This window comes from Nocardiopsis tropica, assembly GCF_042660575.1.
Lineage (GTDB): Bacteria > Actinomycetota > Actinomycetes > Streptosporangiales > Streptosporangiaceae > Nocardiopsis > Nocardiopsis tropica.
The window spans coordinates 363,283-388,438 of record NZ_JBHSUF010000003.1; the positions used below are offsets into that span (position 1 = coordinate 363,283).

Below are 25,156 nucleotides of genomic sequence, written 5' to 3' on the forward strand. Positions count from 1 at the left end.
CCGTCTCAGTCCTCCTTCCCTGACAGTGTCGGGCGCTCAGGCACGGGGCCGGACCTCGGCGTTCTCCAGGATGCCGATGGCGTCGGGGACCAGGACCGCGGCGGAGAAGTAGGTGCTGACCAGGTAGGAGATGATCGCCTTGTCGTCGATGCCCATGAACCGGGCGTTGAGGCCGGGCTCGACCTCGTCGGGGAGGCCGGTCTGGTGGAGCCCGATGACGCCCTCGTTGTCCTCGCCGGTGCGGATGGCGATGATCGACGAGGTGTGGTGCTCCGAGACCGGGATCTTGCCGCACGGCAGGAGCGGCACGCCGCGCCAGGCGGGGAGGTGGTGGCCGTTGACGTCGACCGTGCCGATGTTCAGCCCCCGCTTGTTGCACTCCTTGCCGAAGGCGGCGATGGCCCTGGGGTGGGCGAACATGAACTGGGTGTTGCGGCGCATGCTCAGCAGGTCGTCGAGGTCGTCCGGGGTGGGCGGGCCCTCGTGGGTCTGGATGCGCTGCTTGAAGTCGGCGTTGTGGAGCAGGCCGAAGTCGCGGTTGTTGACCAGCTCGGACTCCTGGCGCTCGCGGAGCGCCTCGATGGTCAGCCGCAGCTGCTGCTCGGTCTGGTTCATCGGCTTGTTGTAGAGGTCCGCGACCCTGGTGTGCACCCGGAGCACGGTCTGGGCCACGCTCAGCTCGTACTCGCGGGGCTTGAGCTCGTAGTCCACGAAGGTGCCGGGCAGCTCGGTCTCGCCGACGTGTCCGGAGGACAGGGCGATCTCGGCCTCGCCGTGCTTGTTCTGCCGGTGTTCGGGAACGGACAGGAAGTGCTGGACCTGCGCCTGGAGGCTGGGCGAGTCGTCCAGGAGGGCGATGAACTCGCGACGGGGCAGCGCCAGCAGGACACCGGAGGACGCCGCCTTGACGGTGAAGTCCCAGACCGGGTCGGTGTCGAGGAGGTAGCGGTCCCCGAACTTGTCGCCGTCGGCCAGGACGCCGAGGCGGTTGACCTCGCCGTAGTGGCCGTTGCTGGTCTTGTGCACGCGACCGTGCGCAAGGAGGTAGAGGTGGTCGGCCGAGGTCCCCTCCTGCGCCAGCACCTGCCCGGCCTCGAACTCCTGCTGGACGAAGCGCCCGGCCAGGGCCTGCAGCACCTCCATGTCCTCGTAGCCGCGCAGCACGGGGAGCTCGCCGAGCTCTGCCGGGATGACGCGGACCTCGGAGCCGGTCTGGTCGAAGTCGATCCGGCCGTCACCGATGGTGTAGGTCAGGCGCCGGTTGACCCGGTAGGCGCCGCCGTCGGCCTGGACCCACGGGAGCATCTTCAGCAGCCAGCGGGAGCTGATGCCCTGCATCTGCGGCGCGGACTTGGTGGTGGTGGCGAGGTTGCGCGCCGCTGCGGTCGCCAGGCTCCGCTGCTCGCTGGTTCGTACCTCGGGGGCTGAGTCGATCGACATCCGCGGAGTCTCTCCTCGTGGTGGTCGTTGTACCCGTCCCGTGGGTCCTCGGGGGAGCCCACGGGACGGGCGAGGGGAAGGAGGGTTGGCTGAACGCCTACGTGAGCCGCCCGACCCTGGTGGCCCCAGAGCCCGCGTCCCGTAAACCGCTGATCACCCTAGGAGAGCGCCGCCGGACATCGCAGCGGAATCGCGTTTTTCCCACTCTGAACAGGGGTTACCAAAACCCACTGCCCATGCTCGACCTTTCATGAAGAACCCGAGAGAATCCTCCGTTCTCCCCCTTCGACCCCAGCTCAAACCTCCCCCTTAACGTGACAAAGGATGACGAAAAACCCCACAGTATTGACGGCGCCACACGCGAGGCACTGCCATCCCTTTTGACCGGAAGGCGATGACATAACACGACATGAACGCCTCTTGAAAAAGAGGGCCCCGGCGCGTCCTCCGAACTCCAAAGGTGGTGTTTTCGGACAACCGGTTACAGCTTCCCGTGTGATCCCAAAGCGGATTCCCCGTCCGGACGGAGCGACGCCGGACCCGCCTCGGGGGCCGGGGCGGGAGCCGGGCTAGGATCGGCCGCGACCGCGCCTCCCCGGTCCGGGCCCCTGCGGCCCGGCGCACAAGGCGACCGGCCGGCCCCGGAGCGGGCCGGGAACACGACAAGCGAAGAGCGGGCATGACCGGCTTCCTGCGTTTCCTGCACTCGAACCGGCGGTGGCTCCTCGGCGGGTTCGCGCTCTTCCTCATGTCCTCCTTCGGACAGACCTTCTTCGTCTCGCTGTCCGCCGGCGACATCCGGGCGGAGTACGGCCTCTCCCACGGGGAGTTCGGCTCGCTCTTCATGTTCGCGACCCTGGCGAGCGCTCTGGCCCTGACGCAGATCGGTTCGGTCGTCGACCGCTTCGGCACGGCGGGGGTCGTCCTGGGGGTCTTCGCGTTCCTGGCCGTGGGCGCGGCGGCGATGGCACTGTCGTCACACGTCGCCGCCCTCTTCGTGGCGCTGTTCCTCCTGCGCCTGTTCGGCCAGGGGATGATGACGCACACCTCGTTCACACTCATGGGCCGGTGGTTCGGCCGCGAGCGGGGACGCGCCACCTCGGTGGCGACGCTGGGGCTGAACACCGGAGAAGCGCTCCTGCCCCTGGCCGTGGTTGCACTCGCCGCCCTGGCCGGATGGCGCGGGACCTGGTGGGCGGCCGCGGTGCTCCTGCTCGTCCTCGTCTGGCCGGTCACGGCGCTCATGAGCGCCGAGCGCGAACCCGACCCCGTGCTGGAGGGAGGCCGGGAGCTGCGGGCACGGGACTGGACCCGCCGCCAGGCCCTGCGCGACCCCTGCTTCTACCTGGTCGCGGCGGCGATGGCTGCTCCCGCCCTGATCGGCAACACCGTGTTCTTCCACCAGGTGTACCTGGTGGAGTCGCGCGGGTGGGCGCCAGCCGCGTTCGCCGTGGCGTTCACCGTGTACGCGGTGACCACCGTCGTGTTCAACCTGGTCGGAGGACAGCTGGTCGACCGGTTCAGCGCGATGCGGCTGGTGCCCGTCTACCTGCTGCCGCTCGGGTTCGGCCTGGTCGTGCTGGCCTCGGTGGCCGGCCAGTGGGGCGCGTTCGCCTTCATGGCGCTGTACGGCGTCACCAACGGCCTCTCCCTGAGCCTGTTCGGCGCGGTGTGGCCGGAGGTCTACGGGACCGCGCACCTTGGCTCGATCCGGTCGGTGGTCGTGGCGGTCCTGGTGTTCGCCTCCGCCGCCGGTCCCGGTATGGCGGGTCTGTTCATCGACGCGGGGGTCCCCTACTCCGCCCAGCTGGCCGCACTGGGCGGCTACTGCCTCGCGGTGTCCGCGGTGATGGCCAGGACTGTCCCACACCTGCGGGCACGTGTGCTCTCGCAGAGCGTTCCCTTGGACTGACGCCCCGGTTCGTGCGGTGGCTGCCGGGCGGTCACGGCGGATCTCCCGACCGCCGGCGTCCAGGGCCTGGGGCCGGACCGTGGAATCCGTCCGCCTCACGGGGTTCGACGAGTGGTGAGGGGTGGGCCTGCCCGGTGCCGTGTCGGCGGGCTACATCTTCCCTGCCAGCGCCGTCCTCGTCTCCCCACGTGGCGTGGTCCACCGGCCAGACTGCATGCACCAGTGTCTCGTGCCGGGTGTGATGGAGGCTCTGGCATGTACCGGCTTTGGTAGAGCCGTGTTTCTGGAGTCTCAGGCCACGGTGCTCGGTAGTCTCTTCTCGAACTCTACTGGTGACCGTGATCTGCGTGATCAGATAGCGCCAATCCCAGGCGCGGTCGTGTCCCAGAGTGTGTGCCAACGGCCACCCGTCAGATCCAGAGCACCGGGAAAGGCAAGAAGGGACAACCGCTGATCGGTCAGCTTCTTTCCCAGTACCGTCAGCAGCCCGCCCACCGGCTACGCCGCTGGGGTGCGCTTTAGCCGCACTCCGTCGACATAGCACGAGGGGACCTCTTCCGCAGGACTGGGTTCCCACACACGTGCACACCGATTCCGTGGGCAGTGGTACTTGGCCCAGCTTGGCCGAGACCGATCAATCCCGACTGCGTTCAGCCCTCGATCCCCCGTAGCCCAAGCAAATCCGAGGTAGCCATGTAGGCCCTTTCGCTCCCCCAACGCGGCCAGGGCCGTGTCCAAGACCTCCAGGGAATCTGTGGTGTCCTGACCAGCGCGCGCCTTGTTTAGCACCGTTTCGACCAATTCGGGGCCATTGGGGCGAGAACTCAGTCGTTCACGGATCGCTTGTGCGTTTTGACAGACGGCGGACAACAGCACTTCCACCTGGTTCGATGCCGCTTTTTCCGCTTCACTCATACGGCCTCTTCTCTGCACGGGTCGCAGGACACTGGGGCACGAGATCCTACCCTGAGCGATGATGACAAAGCAGGACTTAACAAGCTAGCATAGCACAGATACCATACTTATGTCCTGATGATCACTTCGGAAGGCCATGAATGCAAGAGCAGTGGTGGTCGGAATCATTGGCTCGGATACTTGAAGCCATCAATAGCGGCAACACATTTGCGCTGTTGAACTCGGAGTTAGACCAGGATTTACAGGAATTGCAACTCGTGGCGTTCTTCAGTGATCAGAACCCCAGTCTACTGAGAGTCAGTCACGCGGTCGGATGGTTCCAGTGGTTGCGTTACCTGGCTGTACCTGGGGGAGAGGACAAGACTGATCTCCATGGTGCCACGGATGCTCTGGTACCGTGCTTTTTCGCAGGATTGGAGCCCTTGCCCCGCCCTTTGCTCCCTTTGCTCGCCGATGCGTCGGTCCAAAGCGCCCTTCAACTGTTGGATCAGGCCATGTCCTCCGCGAGCCCCGAGCTCGCCACTACAGCGGTATCAGTGTGGGAACGCATCGTGTCAGCAACTCCGGATGATCATCATGACCGTTTCGATCGTTTGTCCAGCCTTGGCATTGTGCTGCATATCCTGTCTCGACATACCGGCCGACTGACTGACCTGGACAGAGCCATCAACACCATGCGCCAAGCCGTCCACACCACACCAGCTCGCCATCCTGATCGGGCCGTGTATTTGTCGAATCTCGGGGCGGCTTTAGCGGACCGGTACAGGATTTCCAATGACTTGGCCGATTTGAACGAAGCAGTGGACTTCAGCCGGGAAGCCGTCCAGTGCATCGACGATCATCCCGATCAGGATAGGCACCTCCACAACCTCGGTTTGGAACTCAAGGACCGGTATCGGCGCACCGGGCAGCCGATTGATCTGGACGAGGCCATCGCCAGCATACGTCAAGGCATCTTGACTACACCGGACGACCACCCAGATCGATTCCAGCGCCTGACGGACTTCGCCGGGTTGTTGACCGCTCGGTTCGAGCACACGGGTAGCCGACCCGACGTGGACGAGGCCGTTTCCACCTTGAGAAAAATCGTCCAGACCACACCCGAAGAGCACCCCCACCGAAACAGACACCTAGCTATCCTCGGCGCGGTGCTGCGGGCCAGGGCCAAGTACGCTAGCGGCCCAGCGGATTTGAACGAGGCCATTGATCTCACCCGATGGGCCGTCAATGTTACACCTGACGACCACCCCGACCAAGTCACGTTGCTGTTGAACCTCGGTATGGCAATTTCCGAGAGGTTCGAGCACACCGGCGACCAAGACGACCTGGACGAAGCCATCACCACCATCCGCCAAGCCATCCGCACCGCACCACAGAACCATCCCTCACGAACCGCAATGCTGTCCAACCTTGCCATTGCACTGCGTAATCGATTCGATTACATCGGAGGTCGGTCTGATCTGAACGAGGCGGTTGAGCTTAACCGTCAGGTCATTCTAGCCACTCCGGATGAAAGCCCCAACCGCGGCGGCGACCTTTCCAATCTTGCCGTAACTCTGCATGCCAGGTTCCATATCGCAAGGAATAAGGACGACCTGGACGAGGCCATCGCCACCATTCGCAAAGCCATCCACAAAACACCCGAAAATCGACCGAACAAAGCCGCGATGCTATCCAATCTCGGCATTATGCTGCGCGTCCGGTTCAAACGAATCGGTGACCAAACAGATGTGGACGAAGCCATCGAGGTCGGCCGCCTTGCTGTCGACCGAACCAACGTCAACGCACCTGAGCAAGCAGGGAGTCTGTTCAACCTCGGCATCGCGCTGGCTGAGAGGTTCGAGCACACCGGTAACCAGGACGACCTGGACGAAGCCATCACCGCCACCCGCCAGGCCATACACACAACACCCGCCAACGACCCGCACCTACCCGACTACCTTTGTGGCCTCGCTGCAAGACTCAGTTCCCGGGTTCGGCACACCGGAGATCAAGGAAACCTACGAGCCGTAATTGAGCTCTACGCCCGTGTCTGGCGCATGCAGTCCGCCACACCTACTGTACGAATCCACGCGGGTTATAAGTTGGCCGATCTAGTATCCTCCGCAAACCCGGCACACGCAGCAGAGGTTCTACAGGACATCGTCGGCCTGCTGCCCAAGGTCGCTCCCCACCGCTTAGCCCGTACTGATCAGCAGTACCAGCTTGGCCAGTTCTCTGGCCTGGCTGGAAAGGCCGCAGGGGCAGTACTCAACCATCCCGGTCTGAGCTCGCAGGACCGAGCCATCCAAGCACTGGGCATTGTGGAAACAGGCAGGGGCGTCCTGCTCAGCCAGGCCCTGAACACACGCAACGAACTCACCGACCTGCAGAGAATAGCCCCAGACCTTGCAAACCGGTACGCACAACTGCGCAACAATCTGAACAGCCCCGAGCTTCCAAGAAGTCTCGAAACCGCCTCCGCCACGGAGACATCGGCTGCGAATTCGGATAAACAGGCAGTCATGAGTGATCAGCGCATGTTCCAGGACCGACACCTTCTGGCCAGTGAGTTCGATGCGGTTCTGGAAAATATTCGCACACTAGACGGCTTTTCGACCTTCGGACTCAACCCATCTGTTCAAGAAATAATAAGGGAAGCAGACCAGGGTCCGATAATCGTGTTCAACACGACACCCGAACGCTGTGACGCCCTACTGCTTACCAACACAAGTATCTCTCACCTGGAGTTGCCCGATCTGACCTGGGAAAGCTTGGTGGAGAAAGTCAATATCTTCCGCCGCCACCGAACACAGATAAATTTCACGAAATCAGATGCCCTCGATAACAGCGAGAACCCTCAGCAGGAACTGATCGACATCCTGGCTTGGTTGTGGGACGTAGCAGCTGGCCCGGTTCTGAATGCGTTGGGCTTGGACACGGAGCCCGAGGATGATTCCTGGCCACGAGTGTGGTGGTCTCCAGGAGGTCTATTGGGGCTGTTGCCCCTGCACGCGGCTGGCCATCACACTGATCCACCCGGAAGCCGGCGCACAGTGATGGACCGGGTCATCTCCTCATATACTCCCACCGTGCGCGCTTTGCGTTACGCCCGCGAACAGGCCTCCCGCCACGAGAGCGGGGTGGGAGCAGCTAAGCGGGCGTTGGTGGTGGCGATGCCTACCACACCCGGCCTCGACCACCAACCAGGCGAAGGCGCGCTGCCGTTTGTGACCGTGGAGAGGGAGAAGGTACATAGGCATCTGCCTGAGGCCGTCGTTCTGACGACCCCCGATCCTACCCTGTCCAACCCGAACAGTGACATGTTCGCAGTACCGACCCGAGAACAGGTCCTCGAGCACCTTCCTCGTGTGGCGATCGCGCACCTGGCCTGCCATGGCCAAGCTGACCCGGTCGACCCCTCACAGAGCAGACTTCTACTACACGATCACGCCGACCATCCGTTGACCGTGGCGCAACTGGGGCCACTGCAGCTCGACCATGCCCGACTCGCCTACCTGTCGGCATGCAGCACCGTTGCCATTACGAAAGACGAATTGTTGGACGAGGCGATCCATGTGGCCTCAGCGTTTCAGCTCGCTGGATTTCCGCACGTGGTGGGGACCCTGTGGGAGGTCAACGATAAGGTCAGCGGGGCCGTAGCTGATCTGTTCTACGCCTATCTGCGTAATGAAGGTGATCAAGAGGTCAACCCAACGCGTGCCGCCCGGGCACTGCATGCCGCAGTACGAGCAGTACGGGATGGTGCTGACTTGCAGGACATACTGCCCGGTTGGGACCGGATCGCGGCACCGTTGTTGTGGGCTCCCTACCTGCACACCGGAGCATGAGCTGTTTCGTGCCGGGAGATGACCTGGCCGTGGGTCATGGGCCCGTACGGCGGTGAGGTCACCCACGCGCGTGTCCGCGGTGACCGGACGTCCCCGCTTCGGCAGCCGGAACACCGACACGTTCAGGTGGGCGGGCGAGGTGATCGTGGCCGCCGCCTAGGTCGACACTCGGCGATCGGCTGACTAACACCCATAGAATTTGAGAACGGACAACCGAGCACCGTGGCCCGAGGGTCCGAAAACACGGCTTCATCAAAGCCGGTACATGCCAGAGCCTCCAATAAAACCGGCACGAGACACTTCTAACCTGATGACCAAAGGTCAGAATATTGCCGGGCGCTCCATAAAACCCGATTCAGACGGATCATTCGGGGAGTCAGCAAGAGGCCCTCATCGCATTTCGGGCCCATGCACGCTCCATACGTGCTCTGCAGTACCAGGTCCAGTACAGGCAAGCGAGCAAGCTCTTCTCACGTCCAGCAAGAGGAAGTATCCGCTGCGTTCCCATACGCAACCTCTAGGATCTGCAACTTTTTTACAGCGGCACGACAGCACTCGCACCCGTGGGAGAATGATGTGTGATCGACCCCAAGACCATTGATCTGACAGACCTCCTTGCCACTTGGTACGGTGCCCCCGTTAGAAGCGCAACACCTCTCCCTGATTCCTGCATTTGGCTCCCCGAGTCGCTTAAGGATTGGCATGCACTAGCCAGGCGATGGGACACCCGAATCAACCACATGACGTCGATGATTTCACCTGAACAGATCCGCACCACCGGGGGCAAGGCCATTTTCATGGTGGATGCAACAGGCGACTGGCGCTGGTGCATTGACCCAAACGAACCAGACAGCGTTTTCGACGCTGAACTCTACGAACCTTGGGAGAGGAGCACTGAACAGCTTCCAGAATTCCTTGTACACAATACCGTGAAAGAATTTATTTACGGAGCATCCGCAAAAATGTGGACCCTCAACGCTCCCGGCGAGGCAGTGAAAGAAATCCTCTCTCCCCTGGAAGAAGTTGCGTTCGGCGCCTGGAATTGGCCAGCACCGGGATGCCGAATCTTCATGGGAGGTGACACACTCGCACAGATCAGCCCAACTCACCACAAGGACTTTTGGGAAGTCGACGTGGCCACTCCGAACTTCGCCGACCTATCCCCTTTTGAAAAAATTTCTGGAGTAGACTGGCAGAAAAGAGAAGCATGACAGCACACCAAAAAGGGTCGGGTCTAGGAAATCCGAGCTCGGCCTTATTTTGGAAATTTAATTTTTACGTTAGAGCTCAACTCAAAAGCCCCGCGGCGTGCACCCGCGTCTGACATGACCACACCCGGTGAGTTACGTGTTGCCCGACGGGCTCTGGGATATCGTCCAACCGCTACTGCCTCCTGGGAAGACCTCACTGTCGCCTCACGTGTCCCAGGTCGACGGCTTCTACGTCGATCCGCACCTTGGTATCACCCAGGGCGGTGATCTCAACTGCCGCTGCCCTCCTCTGAACACGGACGGCGTCTCACGGAATGACGCTGCGCCAAAGGGCCGTGCCCACCCATCGAGCCCGGCTGTTCGGGGCGGCCCGCCGCACACGTTCCCGGGGAGGTGCGCCGGCACCCGGGCCGCATACACACCCCCGAACCCCGTTCAAGGTTCGCGCAAGGAACGCGCAAGGCGCCGCTGGAAGGGTGCTGCCATGCTCGCGAACAGGCGGTAGACCACGGCGTCTCCTGTGCCCGTCCACACGGCCGCAGGTCCCGTGGAGAGAGTGAGGAGTTGCCCTGATGGAGGCCATCCCCCCGGCGCGCTTCGGCGCCAGCCACCTCCGACCCGCCTCAGGACGCCCGGGGGTCGCGCACGCCGAGGACGGTCGGCGGCGTCACCCGGCCAGCCAGGTCACCGCGGCCTCGACCGCGGCCAGCTGGCGGTCCGGGCGGTCGCCCTCGGACAGCCTCGCGCACCCCGCCCACAGTCCGTCGACGGTCACCAGGAGCAGCTCGGCGACGGCCTCCGGGTCCTTCACGGAGGACAGCTCGCCCTCGACGCGCGCGTGCTCCAGGGCCCGCAGGAAGCCGGCGCGGAGCCTGTCGTCCAGCACCGAGAGCACCTCCCCGAACGCGGGATCGACCACGGCGCGCGCGTAGAGGACGTTCCAGGCCCGCACCTGGGCCAGCCGCCGCTCGTCGGTGGGCAGCAGATCCACGAGCACCTGTCGCAGGACCTCCGGAAAAGCAGGACGCCCGACCCCGTCCTGGAAGACCCCGAAGCATGCAGTGATCTCGTCCGCGATCACCTGGAAAGCGAAGTGGAGCAGCTCCTCCTTGGTGCCGAACTCTCTCTGGACCGCACCCGCCGATAACTGCGCCTCCGCTGCGACAGCGCGAATACTGACCCCCTCCAAACCCTTCTCGGCGGCGATCCTGTACAGCGCATCGACGATCCGGCGGCGTCTTTCCTCTTTGTCCACAACTTTTGGCATCCGCCCATCATGGCACAGCGGAGCGGATTATCAATACACCCGCGAGAACACATTGGCATCAGGCTCACGGAATCGAATCCACGAAGTCACGGAGAGCAAAGTCCGACTGCCACGAAGCCTGTCACCTGCGAGAGCGCCGCTGATACACGCGACAAAGTAATTCATTCCACGGCAATGCTCATACCGAACGCGACGACCGCGAGGCGATCTGTGACCACCCCAGTCATTCATGTGAAGGACATAACGAAAACGTACGGAGAGGGGCAGGCCTCCTCCTCCGCGCTCAGAAACGTCTCGCTGACGGTCGCCGAAGGCGAATGGGTGTCGATCATGGGTCCCTCCGGGTGCGGAAAGTCGACGTTGCTGAACTGCGCCTCCGGTTTGGACGGTATCGACGGCGGCACGGTGCTCGTCGAGGGCGAGGACATCCACGCCCTCTCCGAGCGCAAGCGGACCGTCCGGCGCGCGCGCCGGATGGGGTTCGTCTTCCAGGGGTACAACCTGATCCCGGTGCTCTCGGCGCTGGAGAACGTGGAGATGCCGCTCCTCCTCGGCGGCGCCCGTCCCGGCAACGCGCGTTCCAGGGCGCTCGCCGCCCTGGAGCGGGTGGGTCTGGCCGACCGCTCCCGCCACCTCCCCTCCCAGTTGAGCGGCGGCCAGCAGCAGCGGGTGGCGATCGCCCGCGGGATCGTGCACGATCCGGCCATCGTGTGGGCGGACGAGCCGACCGGCGCCCTGGACTCCGCCTCGACCTCGGAGGTGCTGCGCCTGCTGCGCGAGCTCCACGCCGACGGCCTCACGCTGATCATGGTCACGCACGACCCCGACGTGGCCGCCTACGGGGACCGCGAGGTCCACATGGCCGACGGACGGGTGGACCGCGTCGAGGACAACTCCGCGCGCCCGGCCTCCGGCCCCTCCGACGCCTCGCCGGGGGTGTGACGGATGAGCGACGCAATCACCCTCGTGGTCGCGGTGGCCTCTCCGCTGCTGCTGATCGCCCTGGTGGCGCTCACCCCGCGAGGCCGGCTGAGCGTGCGCATCGCCATGCGCAACGCCTTCCGCCGACCGGCCCAGACCCTTCTCGTGGCGTTGGGCCTCTCCCTCGCCGCCCTGCTGTTCTCCGCCTCCTTCACCCTGGAGGCCGCACTCCACCAGGCGATGCGGGCCCAGCAGACCGCGGACCTGGGCGGGGTCGACGCGGTCGTGACCCCGGTGGAGGCGGACGACCGGGAGGAGCCGGAGCAGCCGGAGGAGGCGGGGGAGGCTGCCGACACCGGGCCGCCCGCCCTGGACTCCGACGACGTCCGCTCCATCGAGGACGCCCTGGACGAACCCGGCACCACGGTCTCCTCGCTGCTCAGCCTCCCCGTCCCCGTGGAGCACGGGCGCACCGAGCGCGGCGAACCGGGGCTCACCGTGGTCGGGGCCGCGAACAACGACGACGCGGTCCGGCTCGTGGACTCGTCGGGCGAACCGCTGGCACGCGACGGCCTCCGCGAGGACGACATCCTGATCAGCGGGGCCGCCTCCCGCGACCTGCGCGCGGAACGAGGGGATGTCCTCACCGTCGCCGGCCGCACCATGCGCGTCGTCGGCGTGTACGAGACCGGCGCCCCGCTGGCGCCTCCCGCCTCCGCGGTCGTGTCCCTGCGCGAGCTCCAGGAGATCGCCGACCTGCCCGGCCGGGTCAACGCCGTCACCCTGGCCTACGACCGCGAGGTCACCTGGGAGGAGCGGGAGGACCCCGTCCACGGCGAACTGTCCTCCCTCGCCCGCGCCAACGACTGGGAGGCCGAGCCCCTGCGCGCCTCCGCGCACGAGAGCGCGGACCGCCTCACGACCGAACTGTCGACCCTGTTCCTGCTGTTCAGCCAGCTGTCCATGGTGGCGGGCGTGCTCCTGATCGTCCTCGTCGTGATGATGCTGGCCGGCGAGCGCCACGCGGAGTTCGGCGTCCTGCGGGCCATGGGCATGAAACGCGGGCGGCTCGCCTTCGTCCTGGCCCTGGAGGGGCTGGGGTACGCGGTCCTGGCGTCCGCGGCCGGAACCCTCCTGGGCTGGGGGGTCGGAGCGGGCGCGTCGCGTGTGCTCAGCGACCGGGTCGCGGACCCGGCCCTGCCTCCGCCGCGTCTGGAGTTCGGGTTCGACCCCGTGGCCATGGCCACCGCCTACCTCATCGGCGTGGGCGTCATCGCGGTGGTCTTCGCGCTCGTGGCCCTGCGGGCCTCGAAGGTGGACATCGTCGCGGCGCTGCGCGGGGCCGAGGCTCCGCCCCGGTCCCGGCGCCGGGCCGTGGTCCTGCCGGTCCTGGCCCTGCTCGCCGGAATCGCGACCGCGGCCCTGGGCGTGCGGAACGGGACCGCGGCCGAGACGCTCACCGGGCTCACCCTGGTGTGCGGGGCGCTGGGCGCCGGGCTTCCGCGCGTGCGGGTCCCGCAGCGCCTCGCCCACTCCGCGGGGGCGGTGGCGGTCATCGTCCTGTGGTCGCTGCCGGGGGAGCTGTTCGGCGAGACCGGGTCCGGCATCACGATCTTCTTCCTCTCCGGCATCGCCCTGGTGGGCGCGGGCGTCTGGCTGTTCGTGTCCAACGACGACCTCGTGCAGCGGGCCCTGCGGCGCCTCCTGGCACCGCTGCCGAGGATGACCTCGGTCATCCCCATCGCGGTGGCCTACTCCGTCCGGAACCGGCTCCGTTCGGGGATGACGATCGCGATGCTGAGCATCGTGGTCCTGACGATCACCCTCAGCGGCTTCGTCACCGCGGCCGTCAACCAGATCTACGCCGACCACCGGTCGGTGACGGGCGGGTTCGACCTCCAGGCGTCCTGGGTCTCCCCGGGCGGGACGCCCCCGGACCTGCGGAGCGTGTTCGAGGAGAGCCCGCACATCGCCACCTCGGAGGTGGGCCGGATCGGCGGGTACGCCGACGTCTCCGTGCGGGCCCGCCAGATCGACGCCGAGGCGGGCGCCGAGGAGGTCGGGGTCTGGGGGGCCGACGAGGACTACCTCCTCGGCAACCGCTACCCGGTATTCCTCCGGGCCCCGGGCCTGGACTCCTCCGAGGAGGTCTGGGACGAGCTGCGCCGCTCCCCGAACACCGCCGTCGTCTCCGGGACCATGATCCCCAGCGACTCGGCGGCCTTCGTGGGCGGCGGGAGCGACCTGGAGCTGGAGGGCGTGGACGTCCTGGACGAGGAGCTGCCGGGGGACCTGCGCCTGGAGGTGGCCGGTCCCGACGGCGGCACCACCACGCTGCGCGTCATCGGGGTCGTGGACCGCAGCGCCGAGTACCTCGGGGACGTCGTGACCTCGACCGAGGGGCTGGCCAGGATCACCGGTGAGGACGCCTCCCCCACGCACTGGTTCGTCGCCGCCGAGGACCGGGAGGAGGTCGGGGAGGTCGCGCTCGCCGCCCGTCGCGCCCTGCTGGACCACGGGGTCACGGTCACGCCGCTCCAGGAGGAGGTGGAGTTCCGTGCCTCCTCCAACGGGGTCGTGCAGTGGCTTTTGATGGCCTTCATGGGCTTCGGGCTCGTCGTCGGGTGCTCGGCCCTGGGCGTGGTGAGCATCAGGTCGATCACCGAGCGCCGCAACCAGATCGGGGTGCTGCGTGCCATCGGCATGCAGCGCTCCGGGATCCGCCGGCTCTTCCTCATCGAGTCGCTGGTGGTCACGGTGAGCGGCATCGCGCTCGGCGTGGGGCTGGGCTTCGCCGTGTCCCCGGGCCTCGTGGACTCGCTGCGGGTCGACCTGCCGGGGGTGACCTACACGGTCCCCGTGGCCGTGCTCGTCGTGATCATCGGGGCCACCCTCGTGTTCTCCACGCTGGTGTCCGTGCTCGCGTCGCGGCGCGCGGGCGACGTCCCACCCGCGGAGGCGCTCCGTGACCGGACCTGAGACCCGGCCGGTCCCCCTGCGCCGCAACCGGTCCTTCCGCATCCTGTGGACCGGCCAGTTCGTCGCGCAGTTCGGCCCCGGGATGGGGGCCGTGGCCTACCCCCTCATCCTGCTGGACTCGGGGGGCACCCCGGCCCTGGTCGGCACGGTGACCTTCGCCCTGGGGGTCGCCGCCATCGCGGCCAGGCTTCCCGGCGGAGCCGCGGCCGACCGGTTCGACCGGCGCGCCCTGATGATCGGCGCGCAGGGGTCCCGGGCGCTGGCCATGGGGTTCCTGGTCCTGGTGCTGGTCGTGGTCGGCGACTCCACGCTGCTGCTGTGGGCGGTGGTGGCGGTGGCACTGGTCGACGTGGTGGGGCACGAGGGCTACCGCTTCGCCGAACGGGCGGCGCTGCGGCACATCGTGCCCTCCTCCCAGCTGTCCGCCGCGGTGGGCCAGAACGAGGCGCGCAACCAGATCGCGTCGATCCTCGGTCCGGTCGCGGGCGGGTGGCTGATGGCGGTCTCGCGGGTCCTGCCGTTCGGCGCCGCTGCCGCGGGCCACGCGGTCGCGGCGATCGGGCTGGTGTTCGTCCGGGAGAGGTTGCAGGGTCCCCGCGAGCCGGCGGCGTCCGTGGAGGGGCCGCGGCACCGGCGCTGGACGGAGGCGTTCTCCTGGATCGGGGAGCGCCCCCCGCTCCAGGTCCTGCTGCTCGCCGGCGCCGCCCCGAACCTGGTGATCAACGGGGTGATGCTGACGGTCGTCATGGTCGGCGCCGACGCGGGGGTCGGGAGCGCGGCAATCGGCGCCGTGCTGGGCACGGTCGGCCTCGGGGGGATCTGCGGGGCGCTGGGGGCCTCCGCCCTCCTCCGGCGCTTCTCCCCCAGGACCCTGGTCCTGGTCACCCTCTGGGTGCTCCCCCTGACGGTGGTGGCGGCCATCCCGCTCGTCGACCACTGGAGCGTGGTGTTCCCCCTGGCCGTGGCCGTGGCCATGGCCCCCCTGCTCTCCATCATCCTCGGCACCTACCAGCTGCTGACCACACCCGACCGCCTCCAGGCCCGGGTGGGCAGCGCGTGCACGTTCATCTCCGGGGTGGTGGCACCGCTCGGTCCGCTGGTGGCCGGGTTCGGTGTGCAGTACACCGGCACCCCTCTGCTGTTCTCGGGTTTCGCCCTGCTCCTGCTCGGCGTGGCCGCGCTCGTCACCGCGCTGCCCGCCACCCGTGAGCTGACCTCCTTCCCCCGACAGCCGGACCGCCCGGCGGGGAAGTCCTCCGACGAAGCGCCCCCCAGCGCGAAGGAAGCGCCATGAGACCAGATGAGAACATCTCGACCACCTCCGGCAACACCCTGCTGAACAAGGTCCCCGTCGGCATCCTGGGCGTGGGCTCCTACGTGCCCGGGGTGGTCGTCACCAACGAGGACCTGGGCCGCCACCTGGACACGAGCGACGAGTGGATCGTGTCCAGGACGGGCATCCGGGAGCGCCGCTTCCTGCCCGAGGGCGAGAACACGTCCGACATGTGCGTGGCCGCGGCCCTGCGCGCCCTGGAGGACTCCGGGACGGGCGCCGACGAGATCGACTGCGTCATCGTCGCGACGTTCACCTTCGACCAGCTGCTCCCCTCCACGGCGCTGACGGTGGCGGACCGGATCGGCGCGCGCGGGGCTGTGTCGCTCGACATGAACCAGGCGGCCTGCTCCGGCGGGCTGTACGGCATGTGGACGGCCGTGCACCTGCTCCAGAACGGCCACTTCCGACGCGTCCTGGTCATCGGGGCCGAGGCCCTGTCCCGCATCACGGACCCGGCGGACCGCACCACCCGGGTGTTCTTCGGGGACGCCGCGGGGGCCGCCGTCCTCGGGCCCGTGGAGGAGGGCAGCGGGGTGCTGTCGTGGAGCCTGGGGGGAACGCTGTCCCACGCGGTGGAGGTCCCCGCCGGGGGCGCGCGCGAGCCGTTCGGGCCGGAGGTGGTCGGCACGGGCCGGCAGTTCCTCCAGATGGACGGGCCCGAGGTGTGGCGGCAGGTCATGACCCAGGTCCCCCCGAACCTGGAGGAGACCCTGAAGCTGGCGGGCCGCACCGCGGACGAGATCGACCACTTCGTGTTCCACCAGGCCAACAAGAACCTCGTGACCGGGCTGATGGACGCGCTGGGGCAGCCGATGGACAAGGCCGTGACCACCATCGAGGAGTACGGGAACACGGGCGCCGCGACGATCTTCACCGTGCTGGACCGGTTGAGGGGGGACGGGCGCCCCCGACCCGGCGAGCACACGGTGTTCGCCGTGATCGGGGCCGGCTTCCTGTGGGGAAGCATGTGCCTGCGCCAGCAGGGCTCAGGCGTCTAGCGCGGCCCCGCCCCGCCGCGCGTCTCCCTCGCACCGGAGCAGGCCCAGCAGGTCCCCCACACTGCGCAGCCCGTCGAACTCCTCCTCGGACACCTGCGCACCGCACCGTTCCCGGATCAGCAGGCGAATTTCGAACCCGGCGATGGAGTCCACCCCCAGATCCTGGAGGAGTTCCTCCCTCCCGGGATGTCCCCCCTCACCGTCAACGGCCTCCCGAATGATTTCCAGGACCATTGTCTCCGTCACGACGGATTCCTTTTCCATTGCCCGCTCCAAGCTTTTCCGACCATGAACAGCAATCAGCCAAAGAATACACACCGAGCCACATATCTCCAGAACGACAGGGGTTTGAAAATGCGCACCACCGAGTCCTACGAAAGCGAAGTGAAGAAGGTCTACGTCGAACTCTTCGAGATCGACGCCGCGCCGGAGTCCATCGGCGGCGACGAGGAGCTGTTCGGCCCGCAGTGCGTCCACGGCATCGACTCGATGGACGTCCTGCGCTTCCTCGCCGTCCTCCGTAAGCGCTACGACCTGGACGTCTCCGAGATCGCGACCGAGACCTTCCGCACCCCCGCCTCCATCGCGGCGTTCCTCGCGGGGCGCGAGGGGGGCTCCGAGTGAGGGGCGCCCTGGTCAGCGTGTCCGCGATCGAGGACGACGAGTACCCCCTCGTCGCGCAGTGGTTCCGCAAGGGCCTGGTCGGCGCCCTCAGCACCGGCAGCTCCCAGCGGTTCACCAGCACGTCCGGCATCCGCGCGGCCATCGAGTCGGGGCCCGAGAAGTTCGCCATGGTCCGCACCCACGAGGACGTCCCGGTCGGCCTGGTGCAGTGGCGCCAGCGCAAGTACCCGGGGAGCTACACCGTCGGCGGCGTCATCGGCGACAGCGAGCTGTGGGACTCCGGGTGCGGCGGAGAGGCGTCCTGGCTGCTGGTCCACGAACTGTTCCACGCGCACAACGCGCACCGGATCGAGTTCATCACGGCCGCCTTCAACGCCCGGGTGATCCGGATGCTGGTCAAATCCGGAATGGTCATCGAAGGGGTCCTCCGCGACTACCTGTTCCTCGACGGCCAGTACCACGACGCGATCGTCACCTCGTACCTGCGGGACGAGTACTACGGCGCGGACGAGAGCGGCATGACCGGCGACGCCTTCTTCGGCGACACCGTGCCGGCCGCGGACAAGGCCGAGGCCCGCGCGCTGCTGCGGGACTACATGCAGAACCGGCGGTTCGACGACATCACCAGGTCCTACACGAAGGAGCCGTGAGAAGCACATGGAACTCGACTCGAAATTCGCCCTGGTCACGGGCGGCGGCAGCGGCCTCGGCCGCGCGGTGTGCCTGCGCCTGGCCGAACTCGGCGCGGGCGTCGCCGTCGGCTACCTCTCGCGCTCCGAGGTCGCTGAGAAGACCGCCGAGGAGATCCGCGCCTTCGGCGGCACGGCCCAGGCGGTGAAGATCGACGTCCGCGACTACGCGGAGGTCACCGAGGCCGTGCAGGGCCTGGTCCGGGAGCACAAGAGCATCGACATCCTGGTCAACAACGCCGGCATCTGCACCGCGAGCACCATCGTCTCGACCGAGTCCACCGAGGGGTGGAACGACGTCATCCAGACCAACCTCGTGGGCGCCTACAACTGCATCAAGGCCTGTGCCCTGCCGATGATGCTCCAGCGGTCCGGCGCCATCGTCAACGTCTCCTCCATCCTCGGCCTCGTCGGCAAGGGCGGGCTGAGCGCCTACTGCGCGAGCAAGGCCGGTTTGTCGGGCCTGACCGCCTCCCTGGCCGCCGAGTTCGCCATGCACGGCGTCCGGGTCAACGCGGTCGCCCCCGGCCTCTCCGGCGGCACGGGCATGATCCAGGAGTTCCCGCAGGACCAGCTGGAGATCATCGTCAACGAGCGCATCCCCCTGCAGCGTGCCGCCGAGCCGGAGGAGATCGCCGAGGCCGTCGTGTTCCTGACGCGCGAGGGCTCCAGCTACATGACCGGGCAGACCATGGTCGTGGACGGCGGGCTCACGTCGGTGATCCGGGGGATGGCGAAGACCAGATGACACAGAGGACGGCCGTCCTGTTCAACCCCCAGGTGGCCATGCGCCCCGGGGACTACCGGGACCTGTACGAGGCCCTCCCCCGGGTCCGCCGACGGCTGGAGGACGCCTCCGAGGCGATCGGCGCCGACCTGGTCGGGGCCTTCCACTCCGCCGACGCGGACCTGGTCAACCAGGGGCCGCTCATCCGGCCCATGTCGGTCGCCCTGGGCATCGCCCTGTACGAGTCCCTGCCCGCGCGGCTCAGGGAGGGGGCCGCGTACACGGCCGGGCTCAGCCTGGGGCAGATCACCGCCGCCGCGGCCGCCGGGGCGCTGGAGTTCGCCGACGCCGTCCGCACCGTGCGGACCATGGCCGCCATCGAGGAGGAGGTCTTCGCCGGACGCGACTACGGGAGCACGTTCTGCTACTGCGTGGACCTCCAGGCCGTGCACGCGAAGATCGGGGAGCTCACCGGGCAGGGGTTCGAGGTGGCGCCCTGCGCCGTCACCGGCGACGACCAGATGGTGGTGTCCGGCGAGGGCCGGGCCCTCACCGCCGTCAACGAGCTGGCGGCGGAGACGGGCGGGGTCGGCGTGCGCATCCCGCACGGACCGCCGGGCCACTCCCCCATGCTGGCGGACGCCGAGCGCCGCTTCGCCGCCGAGTGGAAACAGGCCGACCTGGTGCGCGCCCCGGGGGTCCCCCTCATCTGCAACATGGGCGCCCACCCGCTGACCACGGCGCAGGAGGTGCGCGAGGCCCTGATCACCCAGTACACGCGGACCGTGTACTGGGCCGAGGGCATCGAACGCCTCCTCGAGCTGGGAACCACCCGGTTCGTCGTCGTCGGCCCCGGCCACTTCATCGCCAAGTCCTTCACGTTCATCGGCAGGGCGAAGGGGGCGGACGTGATCCGCTTCGACCAGGCGCCGTCCTTCCTCCGCGAAATGGCGGAGCACCGATGAGCGCGGTCCTCTTCGGCGGAACGGTCCCGCCGCTGCACGCCAAGACCGGCGACTTCCTGGAGACCGACCCCTACGCCCGTGCCCGGCTGGAGGAGGCCGAGGAGGTGCTGGGCGCGGGCATCCTCCCGCGGTTCGCACGGACCTCGGAGTCCTACTCACGCGAGGCCCGGCAGGCCTATCTGGTCACGTGCGCCGCCCTCGCCGACCGGGTCAGGTCGGAGGAGGGGGACGCCCGCCTCTGCACCGCCGCGAGCATCGGCCACCTTCCCGCGCTGCACTACGTGGGAGCGCTGTCCTTCGCGGACATGATGCGGGCGGGCGAGGCCGTGGCCGCGTCCGAGGAGGTGTGGAACGCGGCCGACCACGGCAGGGTGTCCCACTTCGTGTACCGGGTCGGGCGCGACCGCCTCGAGGAGCTGCGGGCCCGGGTCGAGTCCGAGGGCGGATGGGCCGAGGTCGCCGGCCACTTCAGCGACACCATCCACCTGCTCAACGTGTCGGCGGAGCACCTGCCCCTCCTCGAACGCGAGGTCAGGGCCGGGGGCGGGGTCTCCGTCCTCACCTTCCCCCAGGCCGAGCACAGTCCGTCCAACGCCGGCCTCCGGGACCGGACGGCCGAGGGCACCGCGGCGTTCCGCTTCCGGGACGCGGGGGTCCCCTTCGTCCGCGGTTCCGACGGCGTCCTGGTGGACAGGGCCGAGGACCTGCGCGACACGCTGGTCCAGGACTGCGTCACCCCGGTCGACTTCCCGCTCGTGGTGGGCCGGCTCCGGGAGCTGGGCGTGCGGCGGGTCCACGTGATCGGTCCCGGCAACCTGTTCGAGCGGCTGACCAGGGACCACTTCGACGTCACGGTCCTGGCGCCCGACGGCCGCGCCCGGGGTCTGACGACGGCCGGCGCGGGCCCGGCCCGGGTGGGCGGCCGGTCCGCGGCATCCCCGGAAAGGAGTCGGACATGACGGGCAGGCTCTTCATAGACGGGGAGGAGGTGCCCGGGCCCCGACTCGCAGAGGACGCCGGGGCGCTGACGCGGGCGCTGTCCTCCGCCGGTGCGGGCCCCGGGCACGGTGTGGTCCTGGGCCGCGACGACGCCTACACCGCGGTGCTCACGGCCCTGGCCGCCGAGTCCCTGGGGGCGCCGGTGCTCTGCCAGGGCGAGCGGTGGCGCCGCATGGGGTGCACCCGTCGCGTGGCCGCCGTCGTCGCGCCCGGGGCGGGCGGCGGGCCGCCGGCCGTCACGGCCGTCGCCGACGACGGCCGGCCCGGGTTCGCCGAGACCACGCACACCCTGCTCTACACCTCCGGGAGCAGCGGTGAGCCCAAGGCCGTGGAGCTGTCGCGCGGTGCGATCGACTACCACCGGCACACGGTGGCCGCCCATGCCGGGGTCGGGTCCGGGGACCGGATGCTGGTGCCGATGTCGCTGCTCAACTCCTACGGGTGGGGGGTGGTCCAGTACTGGCTGGAGCACGGGTTCGCGCTGCACGTGGAGTCGCGGCTGAGCATGGACCGGGTGGCCGGGCTGCTCCGAGGCGGCGCGTTCACCACCCTCGACGGCGTCGGCTCGATGTACGCCGCCCTGCTCGCGGCGGCGCGCGAGGACCGGGGCCTGGCCTCCGCCCTGGGCGGCCTGCGGTTCCGGGGGTGCGGCGGGGACGTGCTCCCGGTCTCCCTGGTCGAGGGCTACGTGGACGTGGTCGGCGGCCCGATCCACGACGGGTACGGGCTCTCGGAGACGGTCGCGTGGGTCACCCAGTCGGTCCCGGACGACTGGCGGCCGGGCACCGTGGGCCCCCTCGTCAAGGGCTCCTCCGCCCGGATCGACCCGGACACGGGGGAGGTCCACCTCCGCGGCCCGGGCCTGATGGACGGGTACCTGGACGATCCGGGTGCGAACTCCGACGCCTTCACCGGGGACGGGTGGCTGCGCACGGGGGACCGCGGTTCCCTCGCCGGGGACGGCCACCTGACCATCGAGGGCCGGATCAAGGAGTCCCTGGTCGTGCACGGGGAGACCTTCCCCCCGCGGTTCGTCGAGGACGTCATGGCCGCCTGCCCGGCTGTGAGGGAGGCCGCCGTGGTGGGGGTGCCCACCGGGAAGGCCAGGGGCGACCGGCTCGTCGCGTTCGCGGTGGCCGATCCGGGGCACGGCGGGGCGGCGCTCGCCCAGGTGCGCGCGGCGCTGCGCGACCACCTCCCCGTGCACCTGAGGCCGCGGGAGATCCACCTGCTCGACGAGTTCCCCCGCACGAGGACCGACAAGCCCGACCGCCGCGCGCTGCGCTCGTCGGTCACGGCGGGGGAAACACCGGGAACGGCTCGCTGAAAAACCGCGAAGAGTAACACGGGGAACACGTAGGACAATAAAAAGGAGAGATACAGCAGGAGGAATTACAGAAGCGATATACCGAGAGCCCAGAAAGCCGAACCCGAGAGAGGCCATTCGGCTTCTTCGGCCTGCCCGGAAAAGGGGCCCGCCCCCAAAGCGGAAAACACTTCGGAGAGGGTTGACAGGAAAAAATATGGCGTCCTAATATGAGCACTGTTCGCGAACCCGCCCCGCAAAGGCAAAAGCTTCACCCGGGAAAGACAGCGCCGGCCACATTGGACTTCCCGAGTCAATTTCGCTGAATCTCAGAGAGGAATGGTTCCCATGCAGGAGTTCGAGGAGATCATCACCGAGTCCGCCGCTGACGAAGAGGTCTCGTTCATCGACTTCAACTGCTAGCAGGCGTCTCTGGCCCGGCCCGAACGGCCGGCGACCGAAGCATCACGGGCCCCGTGGCGGGGCCGGAAGATCCCGAGACCCCGCCGCGGGGCCCTGCTCGTACGACTCTCCGAACAGAGGATCGACCATGCCCGACAAGGCTCCCGACGGCACGTTCCGTCCCTCCCGATTCAACGTGGTCACCAAGGCCGAGGACATCGGCGCGGTCGTCCTCTACAACTCCATGCGGGGAAGCGTCTTCAAGGTCGGGTCCCCGCTCGGCGAGCGCGTCCACGCCCTGCTCCACAACCGCAAGAGCGTGCTCTCCCCACCGGATCCGGACTCGGAGGAGAGGGTCCTGTTCGACACGCTGGTGGCCAAGGGCTTCCTCGTCTCCTCGTCCCACGACGAGCTGGCCGCCGCCGACGACCTGCGGGACCGGCGCAAGAACCGGACCGACCGCCTGGAACTGATCATCATGCCGACGGAGGCGTGCAACTTCCGCTGCACCTACTGCTACGAGGACTTCGCGCTGGGCCGCATGGCGACCCATGTGCGCGAGGGCGTCAAGGCCCTGGTCAGGCGCTACCGCCGTGAACACGGCATCGAGAAGCTCACCGTCTCCTGGTTCGGCGGCGAACCGCTCGTCGCCTTCGACGTGATCGAGGAGCTCAGCACGTTCTTCCTCGACTTCTGCGCCGAGGAGGGGGTCGAGTACAGCGCGGGCATCACCACCAACGGCCTGCTCCTGACCCCCGAGGTGGCGGCCCGCTGCATCGAACTCGGCATCAGCAGCTACCAGATCACCCTGGACGGGCCGGCGCACACCCACGACTCCTCGCGCTTCCTCATGGGCGGCGGCAAGACCTTCGACGAGATCGTCGCCAACCTGACGGAGATGTCGCGCACGGACAAGGTCTTCCGCGCCCTCATCCGCACGAACTTCACCGAGGAGAACAGCGTCCACGTGCCCGAGCTCATCGAGGAGATGAGCCGGCTGTACGCGCACGACAAGCGGTTCCGGGTCATCTACCGGCCGGTCGGCGACTGGGGCGGCCCCCAGGGCGAGGACTCGGAGGCCTTCTCCGGCAAGCAGGCGGAGATGACCAAGCTCGGCCTGTGCACGAGCGCCCTGGACGCGGGCCTGGACCCGGCCGACGACGTGTTCCTGAAGCCGAACGGATCCGTCTGCTACGCCGCCTCGCCGTGGTCCTTCGTGATCCGACCCAACGGCCTGGTCAACAAGTGCACCGTGGCCCTGCGCGACCCGCGCAACGCGGTGGGACAGCTCGGCGCCGACGGCGACCTGGGTCTGGACCCGGAGCTGATGAGCCTGTGGGTGGACAACGACGACGCCAAGGACTCCGGCTGCCGCTCGTGCTTCTTCCGGCCCTCCTGCCAGGGCGCGCACTGCCCCCTCGTGCGCATCCAGGAGGGTGAGCGGCCCTGCCCGCCCCAGAAGGTCTGGATCGGTCCCACCATCACGACCGTGGCCGCCAGCAGGGGGGCACGATGACCGGACGGGCCGGCATCGCGGTGGACGACGACAGCACCTGGTGCGCCTGGACCACGGCGGGGGGCCTGGTCCGCGCCATGGAGCTGGGGGCCGACCGCTCCGGGGAGATCGTCGACGCGGGACGGGGGACCGCCGTTCACGCCGGGTCCGGGACGGGACGCTTCCTGGTCCACGACGGGGAGGACGTCCGGTCGTGGAGTCCGGACGCGGGGACCCGGAGCGTGTGCTCGGCCGAACCCGGCTCACTGCTCCTCGAACCCGGGGGAGCCTCCGGCCACGAGGCCACCCTCGTCGCCGCCGCCTCGGAGTCGGAACTGGCGCTGCTCTCGGCGGCCGGGACCGTGTCGTCCCAGCGGCTCGGCGCCCCTCCCCTGGTCCTGGCCTGGCAGCACCGCCGCCGCCGGATCCTGTGCGTCCTCGCGGACGGCACCGTCCACAAGCTCGACCCCCGCACGGCGCGGACCGACACCTCGTCCCTGTCCTTCACGGGCAACCACCGGCTGGCGTGCTACGACGAGGTGCTCGGCGGGGTCTGGTCCGTCCCCGAGCAGTCACCCGACACCGCGCACTTCCACCGGACCGAGGCCGACCGGCCCGGCACGCTCTACACGCTGGGGCTCGGCACGGTCCCGGCGGTGATCCGCTCCTCGCACAGCGGTGAATGGCTGATCGCCGCGACCCCCGGGCGGCCCACCATGCTCACCAACGTCAACAGCGGGCGCTCCTTCACCGTTCCGGGCGAACTGGCCGCGCGGGGGGCGCCCGGCGTGTTCTCCTTCGACAACCGGCTGGTGAGCGTCGAGGGCGATGCCTTCGAGGTCCTCCCCGTGCCGGCCCGCGCCGACGTCCGGTCGCGTGACGGCTCCCTCCCCATCGAGACGTTCTGGTCTGCGCCGCCGCAGATGCACCGCGCCACCAGGCGGCCCAAGGAGGAGCGCCCCCGGGGAGAGGGGGGAGGGACACGTGTCGGCGCCGTTTCCTGACCCGCCGCTCCGCGGAGGCCCCCGGGAACCGGACGCCCAGGCCGTCGGCCGCGGAGAGGGAGGCCCCCTCCCCCGCGGCCGACAGCGGTCACGCCCCGTCAGGGCCCGGGCCGGATCCCCCGCCCCCTCCGTTACC

At 68.1% G+C, this 25,156-nt stretch carries 18 protein-coding genes; 15 read left to right on the plus strand and 3 right to left on the minus strand.

All coding sequences use genetic code 11. The features are described 5' to 3' along the window. Positions 1-36: 36 nt before the first annotated feature. Positions 37-1,440, minus strand: a complete 1,404-nt coding sequence (locus ACFQBR_RS07205) for a family 2B encapsulin nanocompartment shell protein (protein ID WP_344177784.1) — start codon at positions 1,438-1,440, stop codon at positions 37-39. Positions 1,441-2,119: 679 nt separating this feature from the next. Here ACFQBR_RS07205 and ACFQBR_RS07210 point away from each other — a divergent pair. The 3 genes from ACFQBR_RS07210 to ACFQBR_RS07220 all read left to right on the plus strand — a co-directional run bounded on the left by ACFQBR_RS07210 (position 2,120) and on the right by ACFQBR_RS07220 (position 9,308). Continuing rightward, positions 2,120-3,352, plus strand: a complete 1,233-nt coding sequence (locus tag ACFQBR_RS07210) for an MFS transporter (protein ID WP_344177787.1) — start codon at positions 2,120-2,122, stop codon at positions 3,350-3,352. A gap of 1,055 nt (positions 3,353-4,407) precedes the next feature. Beyond that, the gene (locus tag ACFQBR_RS07215) at positions 4,408-8,097 is read left to right on the plus strand and encodes a CHAT domain-containing protein (protein ID WP_344177790.1); all 3,690 of its coding nucleotides are present in this window, start codon (positions 4,408-4,410) and stop codon (positions 8,095-8,097) included. A gap of 740 nt (positions 8,098-8,837) precedes the next feature. After that, positions 8,838-9,308, plus strand: a complete 471-nt coding sequence (locus ACFQBR_RS07220; RefSeq protein ID WP_344177792.1) for a hypothetical protein — start codon at positions 8,838-8,840, stop codon at positions 9,306-9,308. A gap of 667 nt (positions 9,309-9,975) precedes the next feature. On the opposite strand, the gene ACFQBR_RS07225 is transcribed toward ACFQBR_RS07220, so the two are convergent. Continuing rightward, on the minus strand, positions 9,976-10,575 hold the full coding sequence (locus ACFQBR_RS07225) for a TetR/AcrR family transcriptional regulator (RefSeq protein WP_344177794.1): 600 nt from the start codon (positions 10,573-10,575) through the stop codon (positions 9,976-9,978). 231 nt (positions 10,576-10,806) lie between these two features. On the opposite strand from ACFQBR_RS07225, the gene ACFQBR_RS07230 reads away from it, so the two are divergent. From ACFQBR_RS07230 to ACFQBR_RS07245, 4 genes are read left to right on the plus strand one after another with little or no spacing between them, the layout of a single operon-like run. Further along, complete coding sequence (locus ACFQBR_RS07230) at positions 10,807-11,517, plus strand: ABC transporter ATP-binding protein (RefSeq protein WP_378552506.1); 711 nt, start codon at positions 10,807-10,809, stop codon at positions 11,515-11,517. A gap of 3 nt (positions 11,518-11,520) precedes the next feature. Continuing rightward, the gene (locus ACFQBR_RS07235; protein ID WP_344177797.1) at positions 11,521-14,475 is read left to right on the plus strand and encodes an ABC transporter permease; all 2,955 of its coding nucleotides are present in this window, start codon (positions 11,521-11,523) and stop codon (positions 14,473-14,475) included. After that, positions 14,462-15,769 (plus strand): MFS transporter, encoded by a 1,308-nt coding sequence (locus ACFQBR_RS07240; protein WP_267949348.1) that lies wholly within the window; start codon positions 14,462-14,464, stop codon positions 15,767-15,769. Before ACFQBR_RS07235 ends, ACFQBR_RS07240 begins: the two co-directional genes overlap by 14 nt. Continuing rightward, positions 15,766-16,809 (plus strand): 3-oxoacyl-ACP synthase III family protein, encoded by a 1,044-nt coding sequence (locus tag ACFQBR_RS07245; protein ID WP_344177800.1) that lies wholly within the window; start codon positions 15,766-15,768, stop codon positions 16,807-16,809. Before ACFQBR_RS07240 ends, ACFQBR_RS07245 begins: the two co-directional genes overlap by 4 nt. Here the strand turns inward: ACFQBR_RS07245 and ACFQBR_RS07250 are convergent. Next, on the minus strand, positions 16,798-17,055 hold the full coding sequence (locus ACFQBR_RS07250; RefSeq protein ID WP_344177802.1) for an acyl carrier protein: 258 nt from the start codon (positions 17,053-17,055) through the stop codon (positions 16,798-16,800). The genes ACFQBR_RS07245 and ACFQBR_RS07250 overlap by 12 nt on opposite strands. Before the next feature lie 108 nt (positions 17,056-17,163). On the opposite strand from ACFQBR_RS07250, the gene ACFQBR_RS07255 reads away from it, so the two are divergent. The 8 genes from ACFQBR_RS07255 (at position 17,164) to ACFQBR_RS07290 (ending at position 25,020) form a co-directional block, all read left to right on the plus strand. Continuing rightward, positions 17,164-17,433 (plus strand): acyl carrier protein, encoded by a 270-nt coding sequence (locus ACFQBR_RS07255; RefSeq protein WP_330156283.1) that lies wholly within the window; start codon positions 17,164-17,166, stop codon positions 17,431-17,433. Beyond that, positions 17,430-18,083, plus strand: coding sequence for a GNAT family N-acetyltransferase (locus ACFQBR_RS07260; RefSeq protein ID WP_344177804.1), 654 nt, complete (start codon positions 17,430-17,432; stop codon positions 18,081-18,083). The genes ACFQBR_RS07255 and ACFQBR_RS07260 overlap by 4 nt, the downstream gene beginning before the upstream one ends. A gap of 7 nt (positions 18,084-18,090) precedes the next feature. Then, the gene (locus tag ACFQBR_RS07265) at positions 18,091-18,870 is read left to right on the plus strand and encodes an SDR family oxidoreductase (protein WP_344177807.1); all 780 of its coding nucleotides are present in this window, start codon (positions 18,091-18,093) and stop codon (positions 18,868-18,870) included. Continuing rightward, the gene (locus ACFQBR_RS07270) at positions 18,867-19,814 is read left to right on the plus strand and encodes an ACP S-malonyltransferase (protein ID WP_344177809.1); all 948 of its coding nucleotides are present in this window, start codon (positions 18,867-18,869) and stop codon (positions 19,812-19,814) included. Before ACFQBR_RS07265 ends, ACFQBR_RS07270 begins: the two co-directional genes overlap by 4 nt. Next, positions 19,811-20,773, plus strand: coding sequence for an ACP S-malonyltransferase (locus ACFQBR_RS07275; RefSeq protein ID WP_344177811.1), 963 nt, complete (start codon positions 19,811-19,813; stop codon positions 20,771-20,773). The genes ACFQBR_RS07270 and ACFQBR_RS07275 overlap by 4 nt, the downstream gene beginning before the upstream one ends. Next, positions 20,770-22,140: a class I adenylate-forming enzyme family protein gene (locus ACFQBR_RS07280; protein ID WP_378552514.1), complete on the plus strand. Its 1,371-nt coding sequence runs from the start codon at positions 20,770-20,772 to the stop codon at positions 22,138-22,140. Before ACFQBR_RS07275 ends, ACFQBR_RS07280 begins: the two co-directional genes overlap by 4 nt. A 529-nt stretch (positions 22,141-22,669) precedes the next feature. Next, a complete protein-coding gene (locus ACFQBR_RS07285; RefSeq protein WP_344177815.1) occupies positions 22,670-24,037 on the plus strand; it encodes a radical SAM/SPASM domain-containing protein in 1,368 nt (455 codons plus the stop codon). After that, positions 24,034-25,020 carry a hypothetical protein gene (locus ACFQBR_RS07290; protein WP_344177817.1) on the plus strand — a complete coding sequence of 329 codons (987 nt, stop codon included), beginning with the start codon at positions 24,034-24,036 and terminating at the stop codon, positions 25,018-25,020. The genes ACFQBR_RS07285 and ACFQBR_RS07290 overlap by 4 nt, the downstream gene beginning before the upstream one ends. Positions 25,021-25,156 lie beyond the last annotated feature (136 nt).

Coding starts and splice junctions, on each gene's coding strand:
- ACFQBR_RS07245 (WP_344177800.1), top strand. CDS start 15,766: ATGAGACCAGATGAGAACATCTCGACCACCTCCGGCAACACCCTGCTG.
- ACFQBR_RS07210 (WP_344177787.1), top strand. CDS start 2,120: ATGACCGGCTTCCTGCGTTTCCTGCACTCGAACCGGCGGTGGCTCCTC.
- ACFQBR_RS07225 (WP_344177794.1), bottom strand. CDS start 10,575: ATGCCAAAAGTTGTGGACAAAGAGGAAAGACGCCGCCGGATCGTCGAT.
- ACFQBR_RS07280 (WP_378552514.1), top strand. CDS start 20,770: ATGACGGGCAGGCTCTTCATAGACGGGGAGGAGGTGCCCGGGCCCCGA.
- ACFQBR_RS07255 (WP_330156283.1), top strand. CDS start 17,164: ATGCGCACCACCGAGTCCTACGAAAGCGAAGTGAAGAAGGTCTACGTC.
- ACFQBR_RS07205 (WP_344177784.1), bottom strand. CDS start 1,440: ATGTCGATCGACTCAGCCCCCGAGGTACGAACCAGCGAGCAGCGGAGC.
- ACFQBR_RS07270 (WP_344177809.1), top strand. CDS start 18,867: ATGACACAGAGGACGGCCGTCCTGTTCAACCCCCAGGTGGCCATGCGC.
- ACFQBR_RS07220 (WP_344177792.1), top strand. CDS start 8,838: ATGACGTCGATGATTTCACCTGAACAGATCCGCACCACCGGGGGCAAG.
- ACFQBR_RS07235 (WP_344177797.1), top strand. CDS start 11,521: ATGAGCGACGCAATCACCCTCGTGGTCGCGGTGGCCTCTCCGCTGCTG.
- ACFQBR_RS07285 (WP_344177815.1), top strand. CDS start 22,670: ATGCCCGACAAGGCTCCCGACGGCACGTTCCGTCCCTCCCGATTCAAC.
- ACFQBR_RS07290 (WP_344177817.1), top strand. CDS start 24,034: ATGACCGGACGGGCCGGCATCGCGGTGGACGACGACAGCACCTGGTGC.
- ACFQBR_RS07265 (WP_344177807.1), top strand. CDS start 18,091: ATGGAACTCGACTCGAAATTCGCCCTGGTCACGGGCGGCGGCAGCGGC.
- ACFQBR_RS07275 (WP_344177811.1), top strand. CDS start 19,811: ATGAGCGCGGTCCTCTTCGGCGGAACGGTCCCGCCGCTGCACGCCAAG.
- ACFQBR_RS07215 (WP_344177790.1), top strand. CDS start 4,408: ATGCAAGAGCAGTGGTGGTCGGAATCATTGGCTCGGATACTTGAAGCC.